Source organism: Chroococcidiopsis sp. TS-821, from assembly GCF_002939305.1.
Taxonomy (GTDB): domain Bacteria; phylum Cyanobacteriota; class Cyanobacteriia; order Cyanobacteriales; family Chroococcidiopsidaceae; genus Chroogloeocystis.
In genome coordinates this window covers 433,138-452,165 of the sequence record NZ_MVDI01000001.1, presented here as the reverse complement: position 1 = coordinate 452,165, position 19,028 = coordinate 433,138, and the positions used below count along the sequence as shown (strand labels likewise).

Annotated in this window: 21 protein-coding genes; 11 read left to right on the top strand and 10 right to left on the bottom strand. The window is 43.5% G+C overall.

What is annotated here, in order from left to right; genetic code table 11:
- Positions 1-48: 48 nt before the first annotated feature.
- Entirely contained in the window at positions 49-1,494 is a 1,446-nt protein-coding gene (locus B1A85_RS02150) for a cytochrome ubiquinol oxidase subunit I (RefSeq protein WP_104545277.1), read from the top strand.
- 107 nt (positions 1,495-1,601) lie between these two features.
- Positions 1,602-2,615, top strand: coding sequence for a cytochrome d ubiquinol oxidase subunit II (gene cydB, locus B1A85_RS02145; RefSeq protein ID WP_104545276.1), 1,014 nt, complete (start codon positions 1,602-1,604; stop codon positions 2,613-2,615).
- Positions 2,616-2,634: 19 nt separating this feature from the next.
- On the opposite strand, the gene B1A85_RS02140 is transcribed toward cydB, so the two are convergent.
- A complete protein-coding gene (locus tag B1A85_RS02140; RefSeq protein WP_104545275.1) occupies positions 2,635-3,066 on the bottom strand; it encodes a nucleoside deaminase in 432 nt (143 codons plus the stop codon).
- Between the two features lie 15 nt (positions 3,067-3,081).
- Here B1A85_RS02140 and B1A85_RS02135 point away from each other — a divergent pair, with 15 nt between their 5' ends.
- Positions 3,082-4,002 (top strand): nucleoside hydrolase, encoded by a 921-nt coding sequence (locus B1A85_RS02135; protein ID WP_104545274.1) that lies wholly within the window; start codon positions 3,082-3,084, stop codon positions 4,000-4,002.
- A gap of 106 nt (positions 4,003-4,108) precedes the next feature.
- Here the strand turns inward: B1A85_RS02135 and B1A85_RS02130 are convergent, their stop codons facing one another.
- The gene (locus B1A85_RS02130; protein ID WP_104545273.1) at positions 4,109-4,678 is read right to left on the bottom strand and encodes an NUDIX hydrolase; all 570 of its coding nucleotides are present in this window, start codon (positions 4,676-4,678) and stop codon (positions 4,109-4,111) included.
- Between the two features lie 116 nt (positions 4,679-4,794).
- On the opposite strand from B1A85_RS02130, the gene B1A85_RS02125 reads away from it, so the two are divergent.
- Together B1A85_RS02125 and B1A85_RS02120 are read left to right on the top strand one after the other, a co-directional pair.
- Positions 4,795-5,847 (top strand): dipeptide epimerase, encoded by a 1,053-nt coding sequence (locus B1A85_RS02125; protein WP_104545272.1) that lies wholly within the window; start codon positions 4,795-4,797, stop codon positions 5,845-5,847.
- Entirely contained in the window at positions 5,831-6,880 is a 1,050-nt protein-coding gene (locus tag B1A85_RS02120; protein WP_104545271.1) for a DUF1611 domain-containing protein, read from the top strand. Before B1A85_RS02125 ends, B1A85_RS02120 begins: the two co-directional genes overlap by 17 nt.
- Before the next feature lie 124 nt (positions 6,881-7,004).
- On the opposite strand, the gene B1A85_RS23800 is transcribed toward B1A85_RS02120, so the two are convergent.
- Positions 7,005-7,178 (bottom strand): hypothetical protein, encoded by a 174-nt coding sequence (locus B1A85_RS23800; RefSeq protein ID WP_168192330.1) that lies wholly within the window; start codon positions 7,176-7,178, stop codon positions 7,005-7,007.
- 182 nt (positions 7,179-7,360) lie between these two features.
- Positions 7,361-8,068 carry a Crp/Fnr family transcriptional regulator gene (locus B1A85_RS02115; RefSeq protein ID WP_104545270.1) on the bottom strand — a complete coding sequence of 236 codons (708 nt, stop codon included), beginning with the start codon at positions 8,066-8,068 and terminating at the stop codon, positions 7,361-7,363.
- Between the two features lie 766 nt (positions 8,069-8,834).
- Here B1A85_RS02115 and B1A85_RS02110 point away from each other — a divergent pair.
- The 3 genes from B1A85_RS02110 (at position 8,835) to B1A85_RS02100 (ending at position 11,884) form a co-directional block, all read left to right on the top strand.
- On the top strand, positions 8,835-10,427 hold the full coding sequence (locus B1A85_RS02110) for a M48 family metallopeptidase (RefSeq protein WP_104545269.1): 1,593 nt from the start codon (positions 8,835-8,837) through the stop codon (positions 10,425-10,427).
- 122 nt (positions 10,428-10,549) lie between these two features.
- The gene (locus tag B1A85_RS02105) at positions 10,550-11,344 is read left to right on the top strand and encodes a COP23 domain-containing protein (RefSeq protein WP_104545268.1); all 795 of its coding nucleotides are present in this window, start codon (positions 10,550-10,552) and stop codon (positions 11,342-11,344) included.
- Between the two features lie 42 nt (positions 11,345-11,386).
- A complete protein-coding gene (locus tag B1A85_RS02100; protein WP_104545267.1) occupies positions 11,387-11,884 on the top strand; it encodes a DUF427 domain-containing protein in 498 nt (165 codons plus the stop codon).
- 13 nt (positions 11,885-11,897) lie between these two features.
- Here the strand turns inward: B1A85_RS02100 and B1A85_RS25900 are convergent, their stop codons facing one another.
- The gene (locus B1A85_RS25900) at positions 11,898-12,191 is read right to left on the bottom strand and encodes an HNH endonuclease (RefSeq protein ID WP_371681630.1); all 294 of its coding nucleotides are present in this window, start codon (positions 12,189-12,191) and stop codon (positions 11,898-11,900) included.
- A gap of 349 nt (positions 12,192-12,540) precedes the next feature.
- On the opposite strand from B1A85_RS25900, the gene dapB reads away from it, so the two are divergent.
- Positions 12,541-13,371: a 4-hydroxy-tetrahydrodipicolinate reductase gene (gene dapB / locus B1A85_RS02090; RefSeq protein ID WP_104545266.1), complete on the top strand. Its 831-nt coding sequence runs from the start codon at positions 12,541-12,543 to the stop codon at positions 13,369-13,371.
- Positions 13,372-13,401: 30 nt separating this feature from the next.
- A complete protein-coding gene (locus B1A85_RS02085; RefSeq protein WP_104545265.1) occupies positions 13,402-14,115 on the top strand; it encodes a phosphate ABC transporter permease in 714 nt (237 codons plus the stop codon).
- 12 nt (positions 14,116-14,127) lie between these two features.
- On the opposite strand, the gene B1A85_RS02080 is transcribed toward B1A85_RS02085, so the two are convergent.
- From B1A85_RS02080 to B1A85_RS02060, 5 genes are all read right to left on the bottom strand, one after another.
- Positions 14,128-14,934, bottom strand: a complete 807-nt coding sequence (locus B1A85_RS02080) for a TPM domain-containing protein (RefSeq protein ID WP_104545264.1) — start codon at positions 14,932-14,934, stop codon at positions 14,128-14,130.
- A gap of 253 nt (positions 14,935-15,187) precedes the next feature.
- The gene (locus B1A85_RS02075) at positions 15,188-15,793 is read right to left on the bottom strand and encodes a rhomboid family intramembrane serine protease (RefSeq protein WP_104545263.1); all 606 of its coding nucleotides are present in this window, start codon (positions 15,791-15,793) and stop codon (positions 15,188-15,190) included.
- A gap of 129 nt (positions 15,794-15,922) precedes the next feature.
- On the bottom strand, positions 15,923-16,495 hold the full coding sequence (locus B1A85_RS02070; RefSeq protein WP_104545262.1) for a hypothetical protein: 573 nt from the start codon (positions 16,493-16,495) through the stop codon (positions 15,923-15,925).
- Between the two features lie 18 nt (positions 16,496-16,513).
- The gene (locus B1A85_RS02065; protein WP_104545261.1) at positions 16,514-16,864 is read right to left on the bottom strand and encodes a YtxH domain-containing protein; all 351 of its coding nucleotides are present in this window, start codon (positions 16,862-16,864) and stop codon (positions 16,514-16,516) included.
- A 121-nt stretch (positions 16,865-16,985) separates the two neighbouring features.
- Positions 16,986-17,333: a hypothetical protein gene (locus B1A85_RS02060; RefSeq protein ID WP_104545260.1), complete on the bottom strand. Its 348-nt coding sequence runs from the start codon at positions 17,331-17,333 to the stop codon at positions 16,986-16,988.
- Between the two features lie 153 nt (positions 17,334-17,486).
- Between B1A85_RS02060 and B1A85_RS02055 the strand changes: the two genes are divergently transcribed.
- On the top strand, positions 17,487-18,905 hold the full coding sequence (locus tag B1A85_RS02055) for a hypothetical protein (RefSeq protein ID WP_104545259.1): 1,419 nt from the start codon (positions 17,487-17,489) through the stop codon (positions 18,903-18,905).
- The last annotated feature ends 123 nt before the right edge of the window (positions 18,906-19,028 follow it).

Below are 19,028 nucleotides of genomic sequence, written 5' to 3'. Positions count from 1 at the left end.
TGCGTTCTTTGTATAAGACTTATAGTTATTAATCAGGGGATGCCAAACATGGACTTGTTATCTAACACTGTAGCGCTGTCGCGAATGCAATTTGCGCTTACGGCGATATTTCATATGTTATGGCCCGTCCTCACCACAGGTATGGGAATATATCTCGTCATCGTCGAGGGCTTGTGGCTCAAAACGCGCAATCCTGACTATTATTACCACGCACGCTTTTGGTCAAAGTTTTACGTACTCAATTTTGGCATCGGTGTTGCTACGGGTATTCCAATGGAATTTCAGTTTGGTACGAACTGGGCGCCGTTTTCCGAAGCTGTTGGTAACTTTTTCGGGAGTGTGATTGGATTTGAAGCTTCCTGGGCATTTATGCTAGAGGCAGCATTTTTAGGGATTATGTTGTTTGGCTGGGAACGCGTTAATCCGATCGTTCACTTTCTTTCGACAATTCTTGTTGCCGTCGGTGCTAACTTATCCACGTTATGGATTTTGACTGCCAATTCTTGGATGCAGACACCAGCGGGTGGAGAAATGGTGGATGGCAAATTTATTGTCCACGATTACTTTCAAGCGATTCTCAATCCATTTATGGTAAATAGCGTACTGCATATGTTTTTTGCGACGCTAGAGACTTCGCTATTTGTCATTGGGGGAATTAGTGCTTGGTACATTCTCAACAATCGCCACAGCGCGTTTTTTGCCAAGTCGTTGAAAATTGTTTTAGCAGCTGCGATCGCCGTCGCCCCCTTACAAATTTACATCGGACACTTAAGCGGCGAACAAGTATATCACTACCAACCCTCGAAACTGGCGGCGATGGAAGCCCAGTGGAAAACCACTCCCGCCGGACAACCCGCAGATTGGAGTTTACTCGCATTACCTAACGACAAAGCTGAAAGAAACGACTGGGAGATCGCGATTCCCAATGCCTTAGGCTACATTCTCGAATTCAAGAAAAATCTGTCGGAACCAATACGCGGCTTAAGCGAGTGGAAACCCGAAGATCGTCCGCATTTGGTTGGTCTAATTTATTATGCTTTCCGCACAATGATTGCGATCGGCTTTTTCTTCGCAGGATTGATGCTGTTTAGTACCTTGCAGTGGCTGCGCGGTAAACTATCGCCAGAAAACATTAGCCAGCAGCGATTACTGATGCTTGGTTGGATTTTTGCTGCACCGCTAGGATACATCGCGGTAGAATCTGGTTGGATTGTGCGTTGTGTCGGTCGTCAACCTTGGACATTGTACGGACAAATTCGCACCGTCGATGCGGCTTCTCCTCTTCCTGCAAGTAATGTTTTAGTTTCGCTTGTCAGTTTTGCTACTGTCTACACCATACTATTTATCGCTGCGTTGTACTTTGGTAGTCGCATTATCCGCCGCGGACCAAACTTAGAATTACCAATACCTGAATTAAAAATTACCAAACCGGCAATTGATACAAAACCTGGTAGATTTGTGCCTGACGAACGCCCTGTTGAAGCAGAGCAGTAACTTGGTAAATGGTAACAGGTAATTGGCGATCGCTTTATACTACCGATTACCCGTTACCCATTACCACTCTTCACAGAGAAAAGTAACACTTACATAAACCTAAACTTATGGAGACACTAGAGTATTTTTTACCTCAAGTGTGGTTTGCTATCTTAGCATTATTTCTCTTCCTCTACGTCGTGCTTGACGGATTCGATTTAGGAGTGGGAATTTTGTCGCTGACGTCTTCAGACGAGGAACGGCGAGGACTATTAATGACTAGCTTAAGTAATATTTGGGATGCGAACGAAACTTGGTTAGTACTAATGGGTGGTGGGTTATTTGGTGCGTTTCCCCTTGCTTACGGCACGATTCTCAATGCACTTTATATCCCAATTATTGCAATGGTCTTTGGATTTATTTTTCGCGGAGTAGCGTTTGAATTTCGCGAGTTATCTAAGCGTAAGTTTTTTTGGAATATTGCCTTTGGTGCAGGAAGTTTTATTGCGGCACTGAGTCAAGGGTTTGCCCTTGGTAGTGTATTAAAAGGCATCAAAGTCGATGAATCAGGACACTTCATTGGCAGTACTTGGGATTGGTTTAGCTGGCAATCAGTCTTAGTTGCATTAACACTCATTCAAGGCTATGTCTTGATTGGTTCAACGTACCTTGTTTGGAAAACCGAAGGAGAACTTCAAGAAACGCATTACAAAACTGCTAAAATTGCTGCTTGGACGACATTAATTGGTGCAATTTTAATTACAATCACTACACCAATATTTTACGTAAGCGCGAGAGAGCGCTTATTTCAGCAACCTTTAGTTTATGTTTTTGCTATTATTCCTTTACTCGGAGTGTGGCTGATTTGGCAACTCCTCCAAAGTTTAAACCGTAAAGAAGAACGCGCTCCTTTTGTCTGGACTATCTTACTGTTTGTGCTGACATTTATTGGACTAGCTTTAGTTGTATTTCCTTACATTATTCCTACTGAAATCACAATTTACCAAGCCGCAGCCGATCCAAGTTCTCTCGTTATTATGATTATATTTATCGGCTTCCTAATTCCCGTCATGTTATTCTACAACTTATATCAATATATCGTCTTTCGTGGCAAAGTCACGGGTAGTTCCTACGGAGAGTAATAACTTTTATCCCTAACTCCTATTTTCCAATATCCTCATTCCATAATTGAGGATTTTCTCGAATGAATTCTTGCATTAATTTTTTGCATTCATCTAAATCTAAGTCAATGACTTCCACTCCATGAGACTCCATGAATTCTTTAGCACCAGAAAAAGTTTCTGATTCGCCCGCAATGACTTTTTTGATTCCAAATTGAACAACGGCACCTGCACAAAGATAGCAAGGCATCAAAGTAGAATACAACGTTGTACCTCGATAGGTGCCGATTCTACCAGCATTGCGCAGACAATCAATTTCTGCATGAGTCACTGGATCGCCGTCTTGAACGCGCTTATTATGTCCTCTACCGAGAACTTTTCCGTCTTTGACTAGTACCGAACCGATGGGGATACCACCTTCATCTCGTCCTTGTTTTGCTTCGGCGATCGCAGCTGTCATAAATTCATCCATAAATTCTCCCTAACTATGTCCAAACAACTCGTACTCATGGACCACGATGGTGGTGTTGATGATTATCTCGCAACAATGCTGCTGATGACGATGGATCGGATACAACCTTTAGGCGTTGTCGTGACTCCGGCGGATTGTTACGCACAACCTGCTGTTAGCGCGACGCGCAAAATTCTTGATTTGATGGGACGATTTGACATTCCAGTAGCCGAAAGCACCGTACGCGGTATCAATCCTTTCCCGCGACTTTATCGCCGCGATTCATTCATCGTCGATCACCTGCCAATTCTCAATCAAAGCGAAGTGCGATCGCCTTTGGTTTCAGAAACTGGGCAAGAATTTATGGTACGGGTGCTACTAGAGGCACCTGAACCAGTAACGCTGATGGTAACAGGTCCACTCACAACAGTTGCCGTTGCTTTAGATACCGCGCCAGAAATCGAGGCAAAAATTGCCAAAATTGTCTGGATGGGTGGGGCGTTGAATGTTCCTGGAAATGTGGAGAAAAGCTTAGAAGCTGGACAAGATGGCTCAGCAGAGTGGAATGTATATTGGGACCCAGTTTCGGCAGCGCGAGTCTGGCAAACTCAAATTGAAATTATCATCTGTCCGTTAGATTTAACGAATACGGTTCCCGTAACATCAGAAATCGTCTATCAAATGGGCAAACAACGCCAGTATCCGCTATCCGATTTAGCAGGACAATGTTACGCCTTGGTAATTCCACAAGATTATTATTTTTGGGATGTCTTAGCAACAGCCTATCTCGCGCATCCAGAGTTTTACGAATTGCGCGAATGGGAAACCGAAATTATAACAACTGGTGCGAGTCAGGGGCGAACAAAAATCACACCTGGGGGGCGTAAAATCTGGGCAATGGATAAAGTTGATAAGTCAAGTTTTTATGATTATATTTTGCAACAGTGGCGGCGTTAGGGGAAGGTAGAGGGGCAGAGGCGCAGAGGACGCAGAGGGGCAGAGGACGCAGGGGAAGCAGAGGAGAAATTATCTATGTTTCTTGTATTATTAAAATATTACTTAATTAATTTTGATGACTTGACTGCACGTTATTTAGGTAGTTTAAGCCCATAAAGATAGCGGATACAGTTCCGGCGACGTTGATTTCGTTGGATGCTATTTTTTCTAGAACTTTGGAGACTGGAACAAGGACGACTTCTATTTCTTCTGTAGAATCTAATTCTTGTTGACCTAGTTTTTTTACATCTGTTGCTAGAAATAAATGAATTTTGTTCGAGTCTTTCACAGGATTGTCGTAAAGAATTCCGAGTGGTATTGCTGTTTTTGCGGTGTATCCTGTTTCTTCTCTTAATTCGCGCAATGCGGCAACTTGAGGATCTTCTATTTGATTATCAAACGTTCCCGCAGGAAGTTCTAGTAAAATCTCACCTGCACCATGTCGATATTGACGAACAAAGACAATTTCTCGATCGCAGGTAATCGGTAAAATCAAAGCGACATCAAGGCGAATATTAATAAAATAGTCATCAACGATCTTCCCATTAGGTAACTCAATTTCATCTTGACGGACTTTACACCATTGATTATCAACCACCATCCTAGAACTCAAAATTCTCCATTTCCTTAAACCCATAAACTCCCAAATCTTAAATTAACAATCAAAACTTTAACATATATATAAAGACCTCCCCATTCCTACTTCTATCTTTGTGTTCTTTGTGTCCTTTGTGGTTTGTAAAAACGTACCCCATGCGAATCGAACTTGAAACCTTCACCATAAACAAACGCTTTCCCCTAACAATTAGTCGAGGAACAACAGCCCAAACAACAAACTTGTGGATTAAGCTAGAACACGATCGCATCGTTGGCTGGGGAGAAGCATCGCCGTTTTCCTTAGGAAACTACCGACAATCTACAGAAATTCTCCAACAAGCACTACAGCAAATCATTCCCCAATTAGAAGCATATAATCCTTGGCAGCGCCAACAAATTGAAACGCTACTCCATAACACTCAACTACCTTCAGCAGCAAAAGCAGCAATAGATATGGCGTTACACGACTGGTTTGGTAAGTGCGTCAACTTACCCTTATGGCAAATTTGGGGATTAGATTGCTCGCGCATCGTTCCCACCTCTGTCACAATTGGAATTAATTCTCCAGAAGGCGCGCAAACGCGAGTGCGCGATTGGCTACAATTTGCCGACATACGCGTCATTAAAGTTAAACTAGGTAATCCCGCAGGTATCGCCGCAGACCGCGCCATGTTCTCAGCAGTAAAAGAAGCAGCAACAACACAAGATATCTTTGTAGACGCAAATGGAGGGTGGAATCTCGAAGATGCGATCGCAATGTGTGCTTGGTTAGCCGATGCAGGTGTTAAGTACGTCGAACAACCCCTACCACAAGGCGCAGAAGAACAATTAAAAGAATTAAAAAAGCGATCGCCGTTGCCCATTTTTGTCGATGAAAGCTGTCATACTAGCGCTGATATTCCCCAACTTGCACGTGGCGTTGATGGCATTAATATCAAACTAATGAAAGCTGGAGGCTTAACCGAAGCAATTCGCATGGTACACACCGCACGCGCGTATGGGTTGCAAATCATGTTTGGTTGCTATTCGGATAGTGCGCTTGCCAATACCGCCGCCGCACAACTTGCACCTCTAGCAGATTATTTAGATTTAGATAGTCATATGAATTTAATTGACGATCCCTTTAGCGGTGTAACACTCAATAAAGGGCGAGTTATGCCAAATCACAAACCTGGATTAGGAGTAGAACGCAGTGCAGCTTGCAGCTAATCAACGAATCGCAATTTTGCTACACGAGGGAATTCGCGGTAATGGTAACGGTAAAACAGGGTTAGCACTTTTGCGCTATAGTGAATCTCCTGTCGTTGCTGTCATCGACAAAGATTGCGCTGGGGAATCTTTATCTGCATTAACAGGGATCGCCAGTGATATCCCGATCGTTGCGTCGGTTAATGATGCATTAGCTTATACTCCAAATGTACTGACGATTGGTATTGCCCCATCTGGTGGTGTTTTACCGCAAGCATGGTTGCAGGAGATAAAATGCGCCGTTACCGCCGGATTATCTGTCGTTAATGGATTGCACACGCCACTTGCCACAATTCCAGAATTGCGATCGCACTTGCGTGAAGGACAATCGATCTGGGATGTGCGTCAAGAACCCCCCAATTTAACTATTGGGAGTGGTAAAGCGCGATCGCTCTCGTGTCGCCGCGTGTTAACTGTGGGTACAGATATGGCGGTTGGTAAAATGTCTGCAAGTTTAGAACTCAACGCCGTCGCGAAAAAACAAGGATTGCGTTCTAAATTCCTCGCCACAGGACAAGCTGGAATAATGATTTCTGGTGATGGTATTCCCTTAGATGCGGTACGCGTCGATTTTGCGGCGGGTGCTGTCGAACAACTTGTTTTACGCTACGGTGCAGATAACGATATGTTATTTATCGAAGGACAAGGTTCGCTGTTGCATCCTGGTTCAACGGCAACGTTACCACTGATTCGCGGTACGCAACCAACGCACTTAATTTTAGTGCATCGTGCCGGACAAGCGCACGTACGCAATCATCCTCACGTCCCAATTCCACCATTATCGGAAGTCATCAAACTCTACGAAAGCGTTGCTACTGCTGCTGGTGCGTTTGCACCTGTAAAGGTTGTGGGAATCGCCCTCAATACTGCACATTTAGATGAATCAACTGCCAAATCCGCGATCGCGCAAGTTCAAGCCGAGACAAATCTCCCTTGCACAGATGTTGTCCGGTTTGATGCGGAATCGTTACTCAGTGCAATTATACAACAATAGTTTGCTTCAATGTATGATTTTACACATGTTATCTACTCAGGAATTGTCTCCTCACTGCCCTTAGGAAAACAATTTACTGAAACCAACTTTGCAAAATTTGATACAGTAACTCATTTAAATTGAGTTAGAGCGAGAAGACAGCGTGACATTCTCTTTTTTTCATGTTCTTCAGAATCTCAATGACTAACTGACGCTGTTTTGGTGTCAGTTTTCTCAAACTATCTCCCCACAATTGTTCAATAGCCTTTTGGTGAGCATCATCGTTACTATTGTTCGCAGAGTTTGTTGACTCATTCATGCTAATCCTTTTTGTTTGGCAGACGAACGACAATAATTGATAGAAGCACCCTTGATGCACAATGACTGAGTTAACTAAAAATTTGTACCACAACCAGCATACGCAAACGAGTCCGAGTTTATCTGTACGGTTCCGAACATATCAGAAAACTCGAATAAAAGTGCTTGGGCAAGCTAGCTGTTCTAAGAACCAAGTAATCGCTGATATTCTGTCTTAAGTACTTGATAACACTCACAAGCGGTTAATTCGAGTGCTTCTCGGTCGGTAATATTGATTTTGCCACGACTATAACGAATCATTCCCGCTCGACTCAGCGTACTTGCAGCTACTGTAACCCCACTGCGACGCGTCCCTAGCATTTGCGCAATGAATTCTTGCGTTAACGGTAATTCTTCTGATTCGACGCGATCGCTGACTGTGAGTAACCATCGCGAAAGCCTTTCCTCTAATGTATGCAACCGATTACAAGCCGCAGATTGTCCCGCTTGCGTGTACAGTGCTTGCGTATAACGTAGCAAGAGTTTTTGTAACGCACCACCTCGGTAAAACTCTTCTTTGAGAATCTCTGCTTTCATTTTCAGCGCCTCACCTGGAATCTGCACTACAGTTTGATGAACTGCTGTATCATCCCCCCAGCACACAGGAATACCTACCATACCTTCTTTAGCAACTATCCCGACTTCGATGATCGAACCATCTTGCATAATCGAGACGGCGGAAATCATGGCGGTGGTGGGAAAATAGATATCCGCAATGACTTCCCCTGCATTGTGCAGGACTCTTTGAAAAGGTAGCGAAACAGGTTCTAGATGGGGCGCAAGTCGCTGATAATCTTCACTCGGTAAAGCAGCGAGCAGCCTACTACCATACCGATTCGAGTTCTCGCACATTTATGTCAAAACTTCCTCAATTTTAAGTAATTTTTTAGACTTTTTAAACAAATTTCGCAACGCAAACATGCGAAATTCTTGTCCTGATGACCAAGGACAAGTTTAGTTGACACAAAAAGCAATTTCACAAGTTTTTTACTATAAAAGCAGAAAAGAGCTTCATCAGATCAGATCCCAAGACCGAAGTATTATATCTTAAGATTTTCTATATTTTTGTCATTAGAAAAACTTGTTAAAATTATAAGTGTTTGAAATAGATTTACAGCGCATAGGTTAAGCAAAGTGACAGAAAATCTCCTTAGTTTAGTCACGTATGAAGCGTTTAAATTTTAGAGGTTTCGCAGGAAACACAGTATAATTCTAGCACTCTTGCAAAGATTTTTATATAAATTAAGCTGCCAGTTGTTTAGATAAAAACAGTATTTTGACGACAAATATAGTAGTTTTTATCTATTAAAAAATAGAGCCGACCCATAGCAATCAATATTAAAAAGGAAAGCAGCGAGCAACCGAGAGCGAAAATAGTCAATATTCAAGCAAAAGTCTCTTAGGCATAGAAAAAACCACTAGTCAAACTTGCGCCTTGAATTTTTTCCTTGAGACTTCCTACACAAATCACAAATGCCTGACAACTTTCTACGGGGCTACTCACAGGAGGTTTCTTTTCCCCTCAACCTAAATACTACGACGAGTGACTAGTAACTCACATCCAAAGAAAATTGCCTAAACTGAGAATAAACTCAACCAGCAATTGAGCTTTCCACCTATGAAACCGATCTGGAACTCACTGTTGCTCAGCTTAAACGCAGTTCTATTTTCTGCTGGAACGTCAATTGTTTTAGCTGAACCTGTCAAAGACTCTAGTCCTAGTGCGATCGTTGTTCCTGTTGAAGGAGAAGCGATCCAGCCTGAGAATGCCACACCCCAGAGCAAACAACCTGCCTCTATACAAGAAATTGTAGATAAACTTAATGCTGCCGTCAAACTAAGTCCAGAAGAAATTGCGCGTCAGCAAAAATTGATCGAAGCCGATCGCTTGTATTTAGGAGGACAATTCGCCGCCGCCGAAAAAATATATCGCGAAGTCAAAGCACCATTTGCGACAGGCTCAGCCGATGTTATTCAGCGTCCACCTGCAATTGTCGATCCTGCACAACTTCCACCAGCAGGGAAAGTTTACTGGCGCGAAGCTGAAGCAGCTTTTCAACACAAAAAAGTTGCTTCCCGAATGATGGTACCTTTGCGGTTATTAGTCGAGCAATATCCAGAGTTTATTCCTGGTCATCTGCGATTAGCGGAAGCATTGCAAAAATTTGACCACAATAAAGAAGCGATCGCCGTCTTAGAACGCGCTGTCACGCTTTATCCGGAACAACCCGATTTAGTCAAAGCCAAAGTTACCGCACTTGCTGAATCCAAACAATGGATAGAAGCATCCCTCGCCGCGCGTCAATTTGCTTTACTTAGAAGTTCAAACGCCCAGCAGGCGAACGAATTTATTCAGCTTGCGGATACTCACTTAGAACGATATCAAAGGCACTTGCGCGCAGAGCTAACAGGCAATACGATCGCCAATATCTTAACAGGTGCCTTAGGCTACGCGCTCACAGGTAATCTCTTAGGTCCCTTTTCAGCAGTGCAAACTACGACAATGCTACTACGCGGCGAATCAGCGGTTGGGGAATCCGTCGCGAACCAAGCGCGGGAACAGCTAGAAATTGTCACCGATAAAGCAGTTGTCGATTATGTCAATGAAATCGGACAAAGACTCGCGCAGGTGGCTGGGCGCAATGATTTTAAATACGAATTCTACGTCGTTTTAGATAAAGATTTAAACGCTTTTGCGCTACCAGGCGGTAAGGTGTTTATTAATGCTGGGGCAATTACAAGTGCTAACTCTGAGGCAGAATTAGCAGGGCTACTAGCGCATGAATTAGCACACGCTGTTTTGTCGCATGGTTTTCAGCTAGTCGCTGAAGGGAATCTTGTTGCGAATGTCACGCAATTTTTCCCCTACGGCGGTACTGTAGCAAATTTGGTTTCCCTCAATTACAGCCGTGAAATGGAACAGCAAGCTGACGTTTTAGGGACGCGACTTCTAGCCTCGACAGGTTATGCTGCGGATGGCTTGCGTAACTTGATGGTGACACTTCAAAAAGAAGAAACAAAAACGCCCTTTACGTGGTTATCTTCACACCCCCCCACAAGCGATCGCATCCGCTACCTTGAATCGATTATTCAACGACATGGTTACAACCGCTACGCTTACGAAGGTGTCGCCCGACACAACGAAATCAAACAAAGGGTAGAAAAATTGCTACAAGCGAAACAATCTGAACGGAAAAAGCATCAACGGTAAATAAAGAGTAAGGGTGCACAGGTGCAGGGGAGTTTCAATTACCAATTCAAAACTCACGCACTAGCCACTAACCACCCGTCACTGTCTCTAGCCCCTCTCTTTTTACAATCGAGGAGTCGCTTATGTCACCACAATTGCAATTTGCTTGGCGAAGTATTGGTTTGTCTGTTGGGGTAGCAACCGCGTTACTGGGTAATAGCGTTATGGCTGCGCCACATTACAACTGGATTGCGCAGGTGAATCCTACAGTACCACCTGTTGTTGTTGATACCGAGCCACTACCGCCCGTTCCCGGAACAACACCGCCGAATGGTTCGACAGTCCCTAACGTGACAACAGGTACGCGGTTTACGTGTCAATTGAATAACGGTCAGTATACCGTCATGTATCAGCCTGAAAGTCAGCCAAACCGCTTTTTCCCCTGGGCTACTCCGACAGCCTTAGGTGGCGGTTGGAGCGAACAACGGCGTTGTGAAGAAATTAGCCGTCGCTTAGAAGCTTATCGTCCTGATGGTTTACTAGAACTCACAACAGGCGTAGAGAATAATTACAATACAGTCTGCGTGATCACGCAACGAGTTCCTTCGTGTCGAATTGTGTTTACCGTACCGCCTGGACAAGACCCGATCTTAACGCGCGATCGCGTCTTTGAAAACTTGACGATCGCCGATAGCGGTCAACAGACAACAGGCGTTTATACTTATACCAATCGTGGCAACGAACTCGACCAGTTATTGAACCTAGGACGTTCAGTTCTTGGTGGTAACAATCGACGTTCGGCACGTAGTATTGACTTAAGACCTTTCCTCGATCGCGCTGATGGAGGTAATGCTTCTCGCCTCAGCGGTGGCGTTCCCGCCCGCAGTAATACACAATCGCGACCGAGTACTGGAAGACTTAATCCTAGCAGGTTTTAGCTGCTAAAGTAGAGCTAATTGCTAAATGCTCAAGAGCTAAACATGGTTAACCGCGATCGCATTCAACCAGGTCCTGGACAAGAATCAGTATGGGATTATCCCCGTCCACCGCGCTTAGAAGATACCGACAAGCATATTCAGGTGATTTTTAATGAAATTGCGATCGCCGATACCCACCATGCCAAACGAGTACTAGAAACAAGCCATCCACCTGTTTATTACATCCCACCGAGTGATATCAAAATGGAGTACCTCATCCGTACTCCGCAATCTAGCTTTTGTGAGTGGAAAGGAGTTGCAGGCTATTACACCGTTGCTGTAGGAGACAAGCAAGTTCCCAACGCCGCGTGGTTTTATCCTAACCCAACCCCTGCTTTTGCTGGAATTAAAGATTATGTCGCTTTCTATCCACACTTGATGGATGCTTGCTATGTCAATGGTGAAAAAGTACAACCCCAACCAGGAAACTTCTACGGTGGTTGGATTACCAGTGATATCGTAGGTCCATTTAAAGGCGGTCCAGGAACGTGGGGATGGTAGCTTGATGATGCGTCTATCTTCGCTTTCGCGCACTTTTGACGCGTCTATTCGGGTCTTGCTTGCATACCCAAGCCAAAAACTTGCTCATTTGGGGCTCATTTTTCAGCTTTTCTAGCGAATTTAGCTCTTGGGCTAAACGCGTATTATCAAATAACGTATGAATTTGTTTGTGGCACGCAGTACATATATTAATTTTGGGTCCATGATGACCTTTTTTCTGTCGAGGAATTAGGTGATGAACGGTTAGTTTTTCTATGGTTCTTTCACATAATTCACACTGGCTAAAATTTCGCAAGGTAAAGTTAATTATTATATCTAAGACGATCAAAAGTTAATTTATGTTTTGTTTTGAAGATTTAACAAACCACTAAGGTCTCAAAGAAAGGATAAGAAGATAGTTTTATAAGTTTCTAAAAATTGCTGTAGCTGTCTTAAAGCATCGACAATCTCTTTTAATTTCTGTTTTATTTAGACTTGGGAATTGCTTGTGAGTTAAATAATCATTTTATGAATATATATTAATTATAGTAGCTTTAGTAGTAAATGTAGTAGGAAAATCTGGTTTTTTATTGTCGAGCTTGCAAGTTTACAACTTAAAATCGGTTCGCATCGCCTTGATTGATCTAAAATGCGGTTGATGAGTCCAAATTGAGCGCATGGTAAATCAAGCTCCGATTCCAGTAGTGGTGAATGGTGCTGCTGGCAAAATGGGTCGTGAAGTTGTTAAAGCCGTCTCGCAAGCAAGCGACATGGTTTTACTGGGTGCAGTAGATCGCAATCCTGAATACAATGGTAAAGATGCAGGAGAAGTCGCAGGATTAAGCGAACCGCTAGAAGTACCGATTACCGATCAATTAGAACCTACGCTAGCCCTGGCAACGCAAGAAAGGCAATTAGGGGTGATGGTAGATTTTACGCATCCGAATAGCGTGTATGACAATATTCGCGCGGCGATCGCCTATGGTATTCGTCCAGTTGTGGGAACAACAGGATTAAGTGTTGAGCAAATTCAAGACTTAGCCGAATTCGCGGATAAAGCAAGTACTGGCTGTTTAATAATTCCGAATTTCTCAATTGGTATAGTGTTACTTCAAGAAGCCGCCGTCAGAGCATCGCAATATTTTGACCATGTAGAAATTATTGAACTGCATCACAATCAAAAAGCCGATGCGCCGAGTGGAACCGCGATTCAAACTGCGCAGATGCTTGCAGAAATGGGTAAAACATACAATCCCCCCAGCGTAGAAGAAACCGAAAAGCTACCAGGAGCAAGAGGCAGTGTTGCCGATGAAGGTATTAGAATTCATAGTGTACGTCTTCCTGGACTGGTTGCTCACCAAGAAGTGATTTTTGGCGCACCAGGACAAATTTATACTTTACGCCATGATACGAGCGATCGCGCTTGTTATATGCCTGGAGTTTTGTTGGCAATTCGTAAAGTCACGCAACTTAAATCGCTAGTCTATGGCTTAGAAAAGATACTGTAATTACATATCTTCCTTCACTCCTTACCCCTCATGTTAGTTCCACTCACGCGCCAAAAATTTGAACAACTGATTCCCCGCATTGCAACTGGCGATCAGTACAAATATTATTGGGGCAAATTTCCTGATTTCTTGAAGCGACTGCTGATTTCAGTTGTCAGTGTTGTTGCTGTTTGGATTGTGCGACTGATTGTCGGTGAAGGATTTGGCATAATTCTCTTTCCGGTAGGCGCGATCGCTGGACTTTATTGGTTATGGGGACCTGTTTTATGGGCAAGTTTACGTAACACCGAATATCGTAAATATCCCTACAGCGGTTTTCTGCGCGGACGCGTTTTGGATGTCTACATCACCGAAGAATTAATTGGTACAGAAGAAACTGTTAACGACAAAGGCGACTTGGTCATTGTCGAAAACCGCGAACGGCGACTTAATGTAGAAGTTGGCGATGAAACCGGATTTACAACTCAAATCCAAGTTCCTCTACGCCGCTCTCACCAAGATGTTGTCCCAAATCAAATCGCAGAAATGGTTGTGCTTTCGACTCGCTCGGATCTAAGTAGCATTGCTAAAGTGACAGATATTTACATTCCGAGCCGTAACCTTTGGATAAGTGACTATCCTTACTTACAAAAGAACGTCTTTGTGGAAATGAGTCGCCGTTTGCGCGAGAGTCGAGGGCGATCGCGTCCATCCCCGCGTCGTAGACCCCGCGCCTCCTACCCGCAAGATGCAGAAAGATGGTAAAAAAAGCGTCGCTTATGTTTCTGATGCTGAAGAACGATTGAGCACCGGAGACAAATAAGCTACCAAAGCGCCAATGAGAAATCCTGCAATGTTGCGTACCAAAGGTAGCCACTCAGAAGTACGCGTGACAACCGGACCAATCCCAAAGGCAATAAATAAAATTCCCCAAAGTGGTGAAAAAATTAAAGCCCATTGCCAAGCAAATATTTGTCCAGGGCGTCGAGGTTGCGCCGCCAAGCCACAAACGACTCCTCCAATCACCGAAGTAATCAAGGTCAAAATCCACTGTTCGCGCGGTAATCCAGGAACAACGCGACAACCCCCTTGGCGCAAACATGCTTCAACCGACTCGATCGATTGAATAATCGCTTGGTCTTCTCCCTCTTCGCGGACAAAATACAAATTACCAAAGCGCGTTTGCAATTCTACCCAAAACGTCCGAGGTAGTAGCTGATAGACTGCATCGCCTACATTAAAGTTGAGAATGTTTCCCCCACGCGAATCGGCAACAACTAAAACACTTTTTTCATCTAAATTCCAAAAATCTTTGACCGCTGTGCCTGGCGTGCGATCGTACTGTGTCAAAACGCGGAGTTTCCACCCAGTTTCGGCTTCAAATTCTTCAAGTTCTTGTGCTAATCGCTCTTCCTGAACGCTCGTGAGCGATTTTGCTAAATCTATAATTGGCGTCGGTTGATCGGGAAGTAGTTCAGGATTGTTGTAGGCAAGGGCTACAGGAGCGGATATCAACCAAACTGCGCCAGCCAAAAAGAATGCAAATACGCTTACCAGTAATCGTCGCCAAATAGAACACTGCATGGACAATTCTATATAAATCTCAAATTTGAACACAAACTAAATGGTTTTATTGTAAAGAGTCACAAAAAAGATGATACTTCTTTACATTTTGTAACTTTACTCTAATTTAGCCGACGACCGCGAACAAACTCAATCCCCCGTCAGGAGAATCTCAGGTTTTGCCGAAAAAAGCTAGGTGAAAGAGGAGCAGGGGAAGAATACTACTATATTTCTAGATAACTCAACACTCACGCACTAATTACTAGCCAATCTTTCACCCACCCCTTGCCCCTTCAGTTGGTTGCAGTCGCATTAAAAATAAAATAAGCACTACACCGACTAAAGCGCCGCCCAGGTGCGCAATGTGGTCAACACCGTCTTGAATGCCTGTTTGTCGTAACTCAAAGACTACGCGCTCAATCACAAATTGACCGAGAATGAGAACTTCTAAGATTTTTCGCCAATGCCAGCTGAGTTTGATGAGAACACTGACAGCAAATAAACCAAAAACTGCTCCTGACGCCCCTAATGAGTAAACCGCACCCCCGTGAAAGAAATAACTCATGAGACTACCGCCTAGTCCGCAAATAATGTAAGAACTGACGACTCCAACAATCCCCTCTTCTTCTTCCACAATCCTGCCAAATATATAGAGAAAAAACAGATTTCCTGAGATGTGCGCCCAGTTGGCATGACAGAACATTGAAGTGAAAAACTGATACCAAGCTGGAGAAGCGTGATTAAGGTAGAGATTTTGGATAAACGGAATACCTAAAACGCGATCGGCAATAAATACAACCAAGTTGACAATAATTAGCGTGAAAACACCGTTGTAATTTTGTTTAGGGTAAGTTGTTAACGGCTGGTCTTTGTTGAGCATTTTGATGATGTCTCCAGCGATCTAGGAGAGGTTTGAAAGCAGAGGTCAGGGAATGCTTGTGATTTGACACGGTGCAGTTTAAGAAATGTGAGAGCTTGTATGCCAGCTAACCTCAAACTTCTGACCTCTTCAATCTACCGTTTCAACATCATCGCTGTCATCGTGCCAATTTGATTGATCGTAGCGTACTTGATTTGACTCTAATTCAGGGGTGTAGTTGTGATATTGTTCAATCGATGCAGCTTCTTCTGAGAATTCTTCTTGATAAGGAAGATTACTCGTGCTGCGGACTTGTCGCGATCGCTGTCCTCCTGAAAGGCGATCGCCGCTGCGACGCGAACCACGCGTAAAAGTCCTCCAAGCCACTTTTACGCCTGTAAAAACGCTGCGCGTGCTCACTTCCACTTTCTGGACTTGTTTTACCGCCTTATCAAGACTTTGGTCTACTTGCTTGGCAACGTTAGTTGCGCTTTGTACTCCTTGACTTACATCATCAGTTAAATCGCTAATTTCTAAACCTGTTAAGCGAATTGCTTCTAGTGTGGGTGGTAAATCGCGGCGCAGGGTATCAAACAATTTCTCTGCACTGCGAGCCGCCCGCGCTAATTCTTGTAAAGCTGGCAAGGCTGCCACCAATACTGCGGTTAAACTCACCGCTACTAATAGAATCGACAGTCCCAGCCAGAATAAAGGGTCAATCACGAGTAGATTAATAAATAGTTATAAGCGGTCTAGAAGCGGAGGTTGATCCGAAGAAGCTTCCATTTTATTCTGGCGAGCAGATATTTGCCGCTCTTGTTGGCTTGCCTCAATTCCTGCTGCCAAAGCTTCTCGCAATCGTTCCAGCGTATCATCCCAGTTACGGAGCGCTGTTTCTGATAAGCGATCTGCTTGGATTTGGACGCTTGTTGATAAATCTTCTGCTAATTCTGGTAGAGCATCAGCAGATTTTTTCAGCAAGGTGCGTGTTTCGCGTCCAGTACGCGGTGCCATTAGCAAGCCTGTGAGAGTGCCAATAGCAGCCCCCAACAACATACCGCCAACAAAAACCCCAGAACGGTTGTTAGACATATCTCAATCTATCTCCTTACACTCATTTTATGTAAGTTTGCTCGGCTTGCGCGACTATCGCTGTATCGTGCTCCAAAAATCCAGGTTAACTCATATGAGAGGTTAACGTTTGAATTGAGGATTACTTATAAGTGTATTTTGCCAAAGCTTTGCGGAAAAATCTTGTCTGACGCAGCAGTGCAATTTGCTGTGCAATCTGTAACCCAACTACCAAAAGATTTAATACTTGCTGGATTCTTAACAGTTTTAATTCTTGCGAAATGTCTCCCTGTCGCGTTTGGCGGATCGCCATTCTACCGACAGCGATCGCCTCTGGAGTTCGTTGTAAAGCTGCACGAGTCACCCGCTCATACACAAGTAAAACATCTGCTATCTGCGCTAACTTGAGCCTGAAACGCCAAATCTGCCAAGCAATAAACAAAAGAACTAGTGTCAGTCCTAGATTAATGCAGATAACAACTGTCACCATTGCCGATCGAATAGCTCCAACGATTTTCTAAGGCAGTCATATCCCTAGTACTATCAAGCTTAAGCTAGATGAGTATCACTTACCCTACTATGTTAATTTCCAATCTGGCAACGCTTTAGTGCATCCTTAATTTAAGGCTTAATTTAAATAACTATGTCCTTCGTGCAACAAAAATCTTCTCCAAATAAGCCCAGCCGTCACCGCCGAGGTATCGAAAGATTTTTTGCGATCGTCGCGCTCATTAACTTTTGTTTAGTATTGTTTGACTATAGCTATATACCTTGGCGAGATTTTTATTTTCATGCAGTTCCTGCCTTTACTCAACGATACGATTTTTTCAAAGGTATTGAACCGCATCGAGAAACTGAACGTTATCTTGCTCAGGTCAATGCACTAAAACAACAAGTCGAGCTAACTGGTTTGCAGTCACAGGAAACAGAAAATTTACTGCAAGAATTACAGTTTTTGAGTAACGAAATGATCGAAGATAATCCCTTTGCTGAGGCAAATAAGTCAGGAGCGCTAGCTAAGATTAAAAACCAAATTCGCGCTCGCATGCATGAAGAATCTGCGCATAAAGCTTTTGACTTGTTTTGGAGTACGCAACATTTATCGCCACAAAATTTGCAGCAGGAGTTCAACTTTTTTGATACACAACTTAGACCATTAATTGAGACTAACTATTATCGCGATATTGGCACTAATGGCAAATTTGTCGATAAGTTTTGGCTGATTGACTTACCGTTTGTTGTTTTATTTGGCTGCGAATTTGTCGTCCGGACTTTTGCAATTAGTCGTAAATATCCAGACTTAAACTGGTTACAATCGATGCTCCGGCGTTGGTTCGATCTTTTACTTCTACTACCATTTTGGCGCTGGCTAAGAATTATTCCTTTAACCGTTCGCTTATATCAATCTGAACTTGTCGATCTCGAACCACTGCGCGAACAAATCAATCATGACGTGGTAATTAATTTTGCTGAAGAAATTACCGAAATTGTAGGAATTCGGATTATCGATCAAGCGCAGGATGCTTTAAAGCGAGGAGATGTCGCAAATTGGGTCTTAAATCCAGAATCACGCCGTCCTTATATCAATATTAATAATACGAACGAAGTGCAGGCGATCGCAGCGCGTTTGCTCGACTTGAGCATTCATCAAGTGCTACCCAAAATGCAGCCCGACATAGAAGCTTTGGTACAGCACATGGTTATCAATAGTCTTAATCAATCTCCGTTGTACCGTCAAATTCAAAATGTGCCAGGAATGCGGCGCTTACCTGAGCAATTAACCGAAAAACTCGCCACAGATATCTCCCACAGTGCGTATAGCACTATGAGTCATTTCCTGCAAGATCCTGTTGTCATGCAGCTATCAAACCAGTTAGTGGAAAACTTTATTCAAGCTTTGCAAGTCGAACTACAAAAACAACAAAATGTTCAAGAAATTCAATCGCTTGTTATCGATCTTTTAGAAGAAATCAAAATCAACTACGTCAAAGGAATTGCCACTGAAGGTGTAGAAAAACTTTGGGAAGAGTCATATCAACTTCGTAAAATCGCTCAGCAATGAAGCTACAGTAGTTGTCTAGTTTATTCAACTAATAAACTCTTGTAAATCAGAAAAAGGGAGACTCGATTGCTTTCAATCATCTCCCTTCGTATAATTGCAATGATTATGGCACTTCTATGCGGC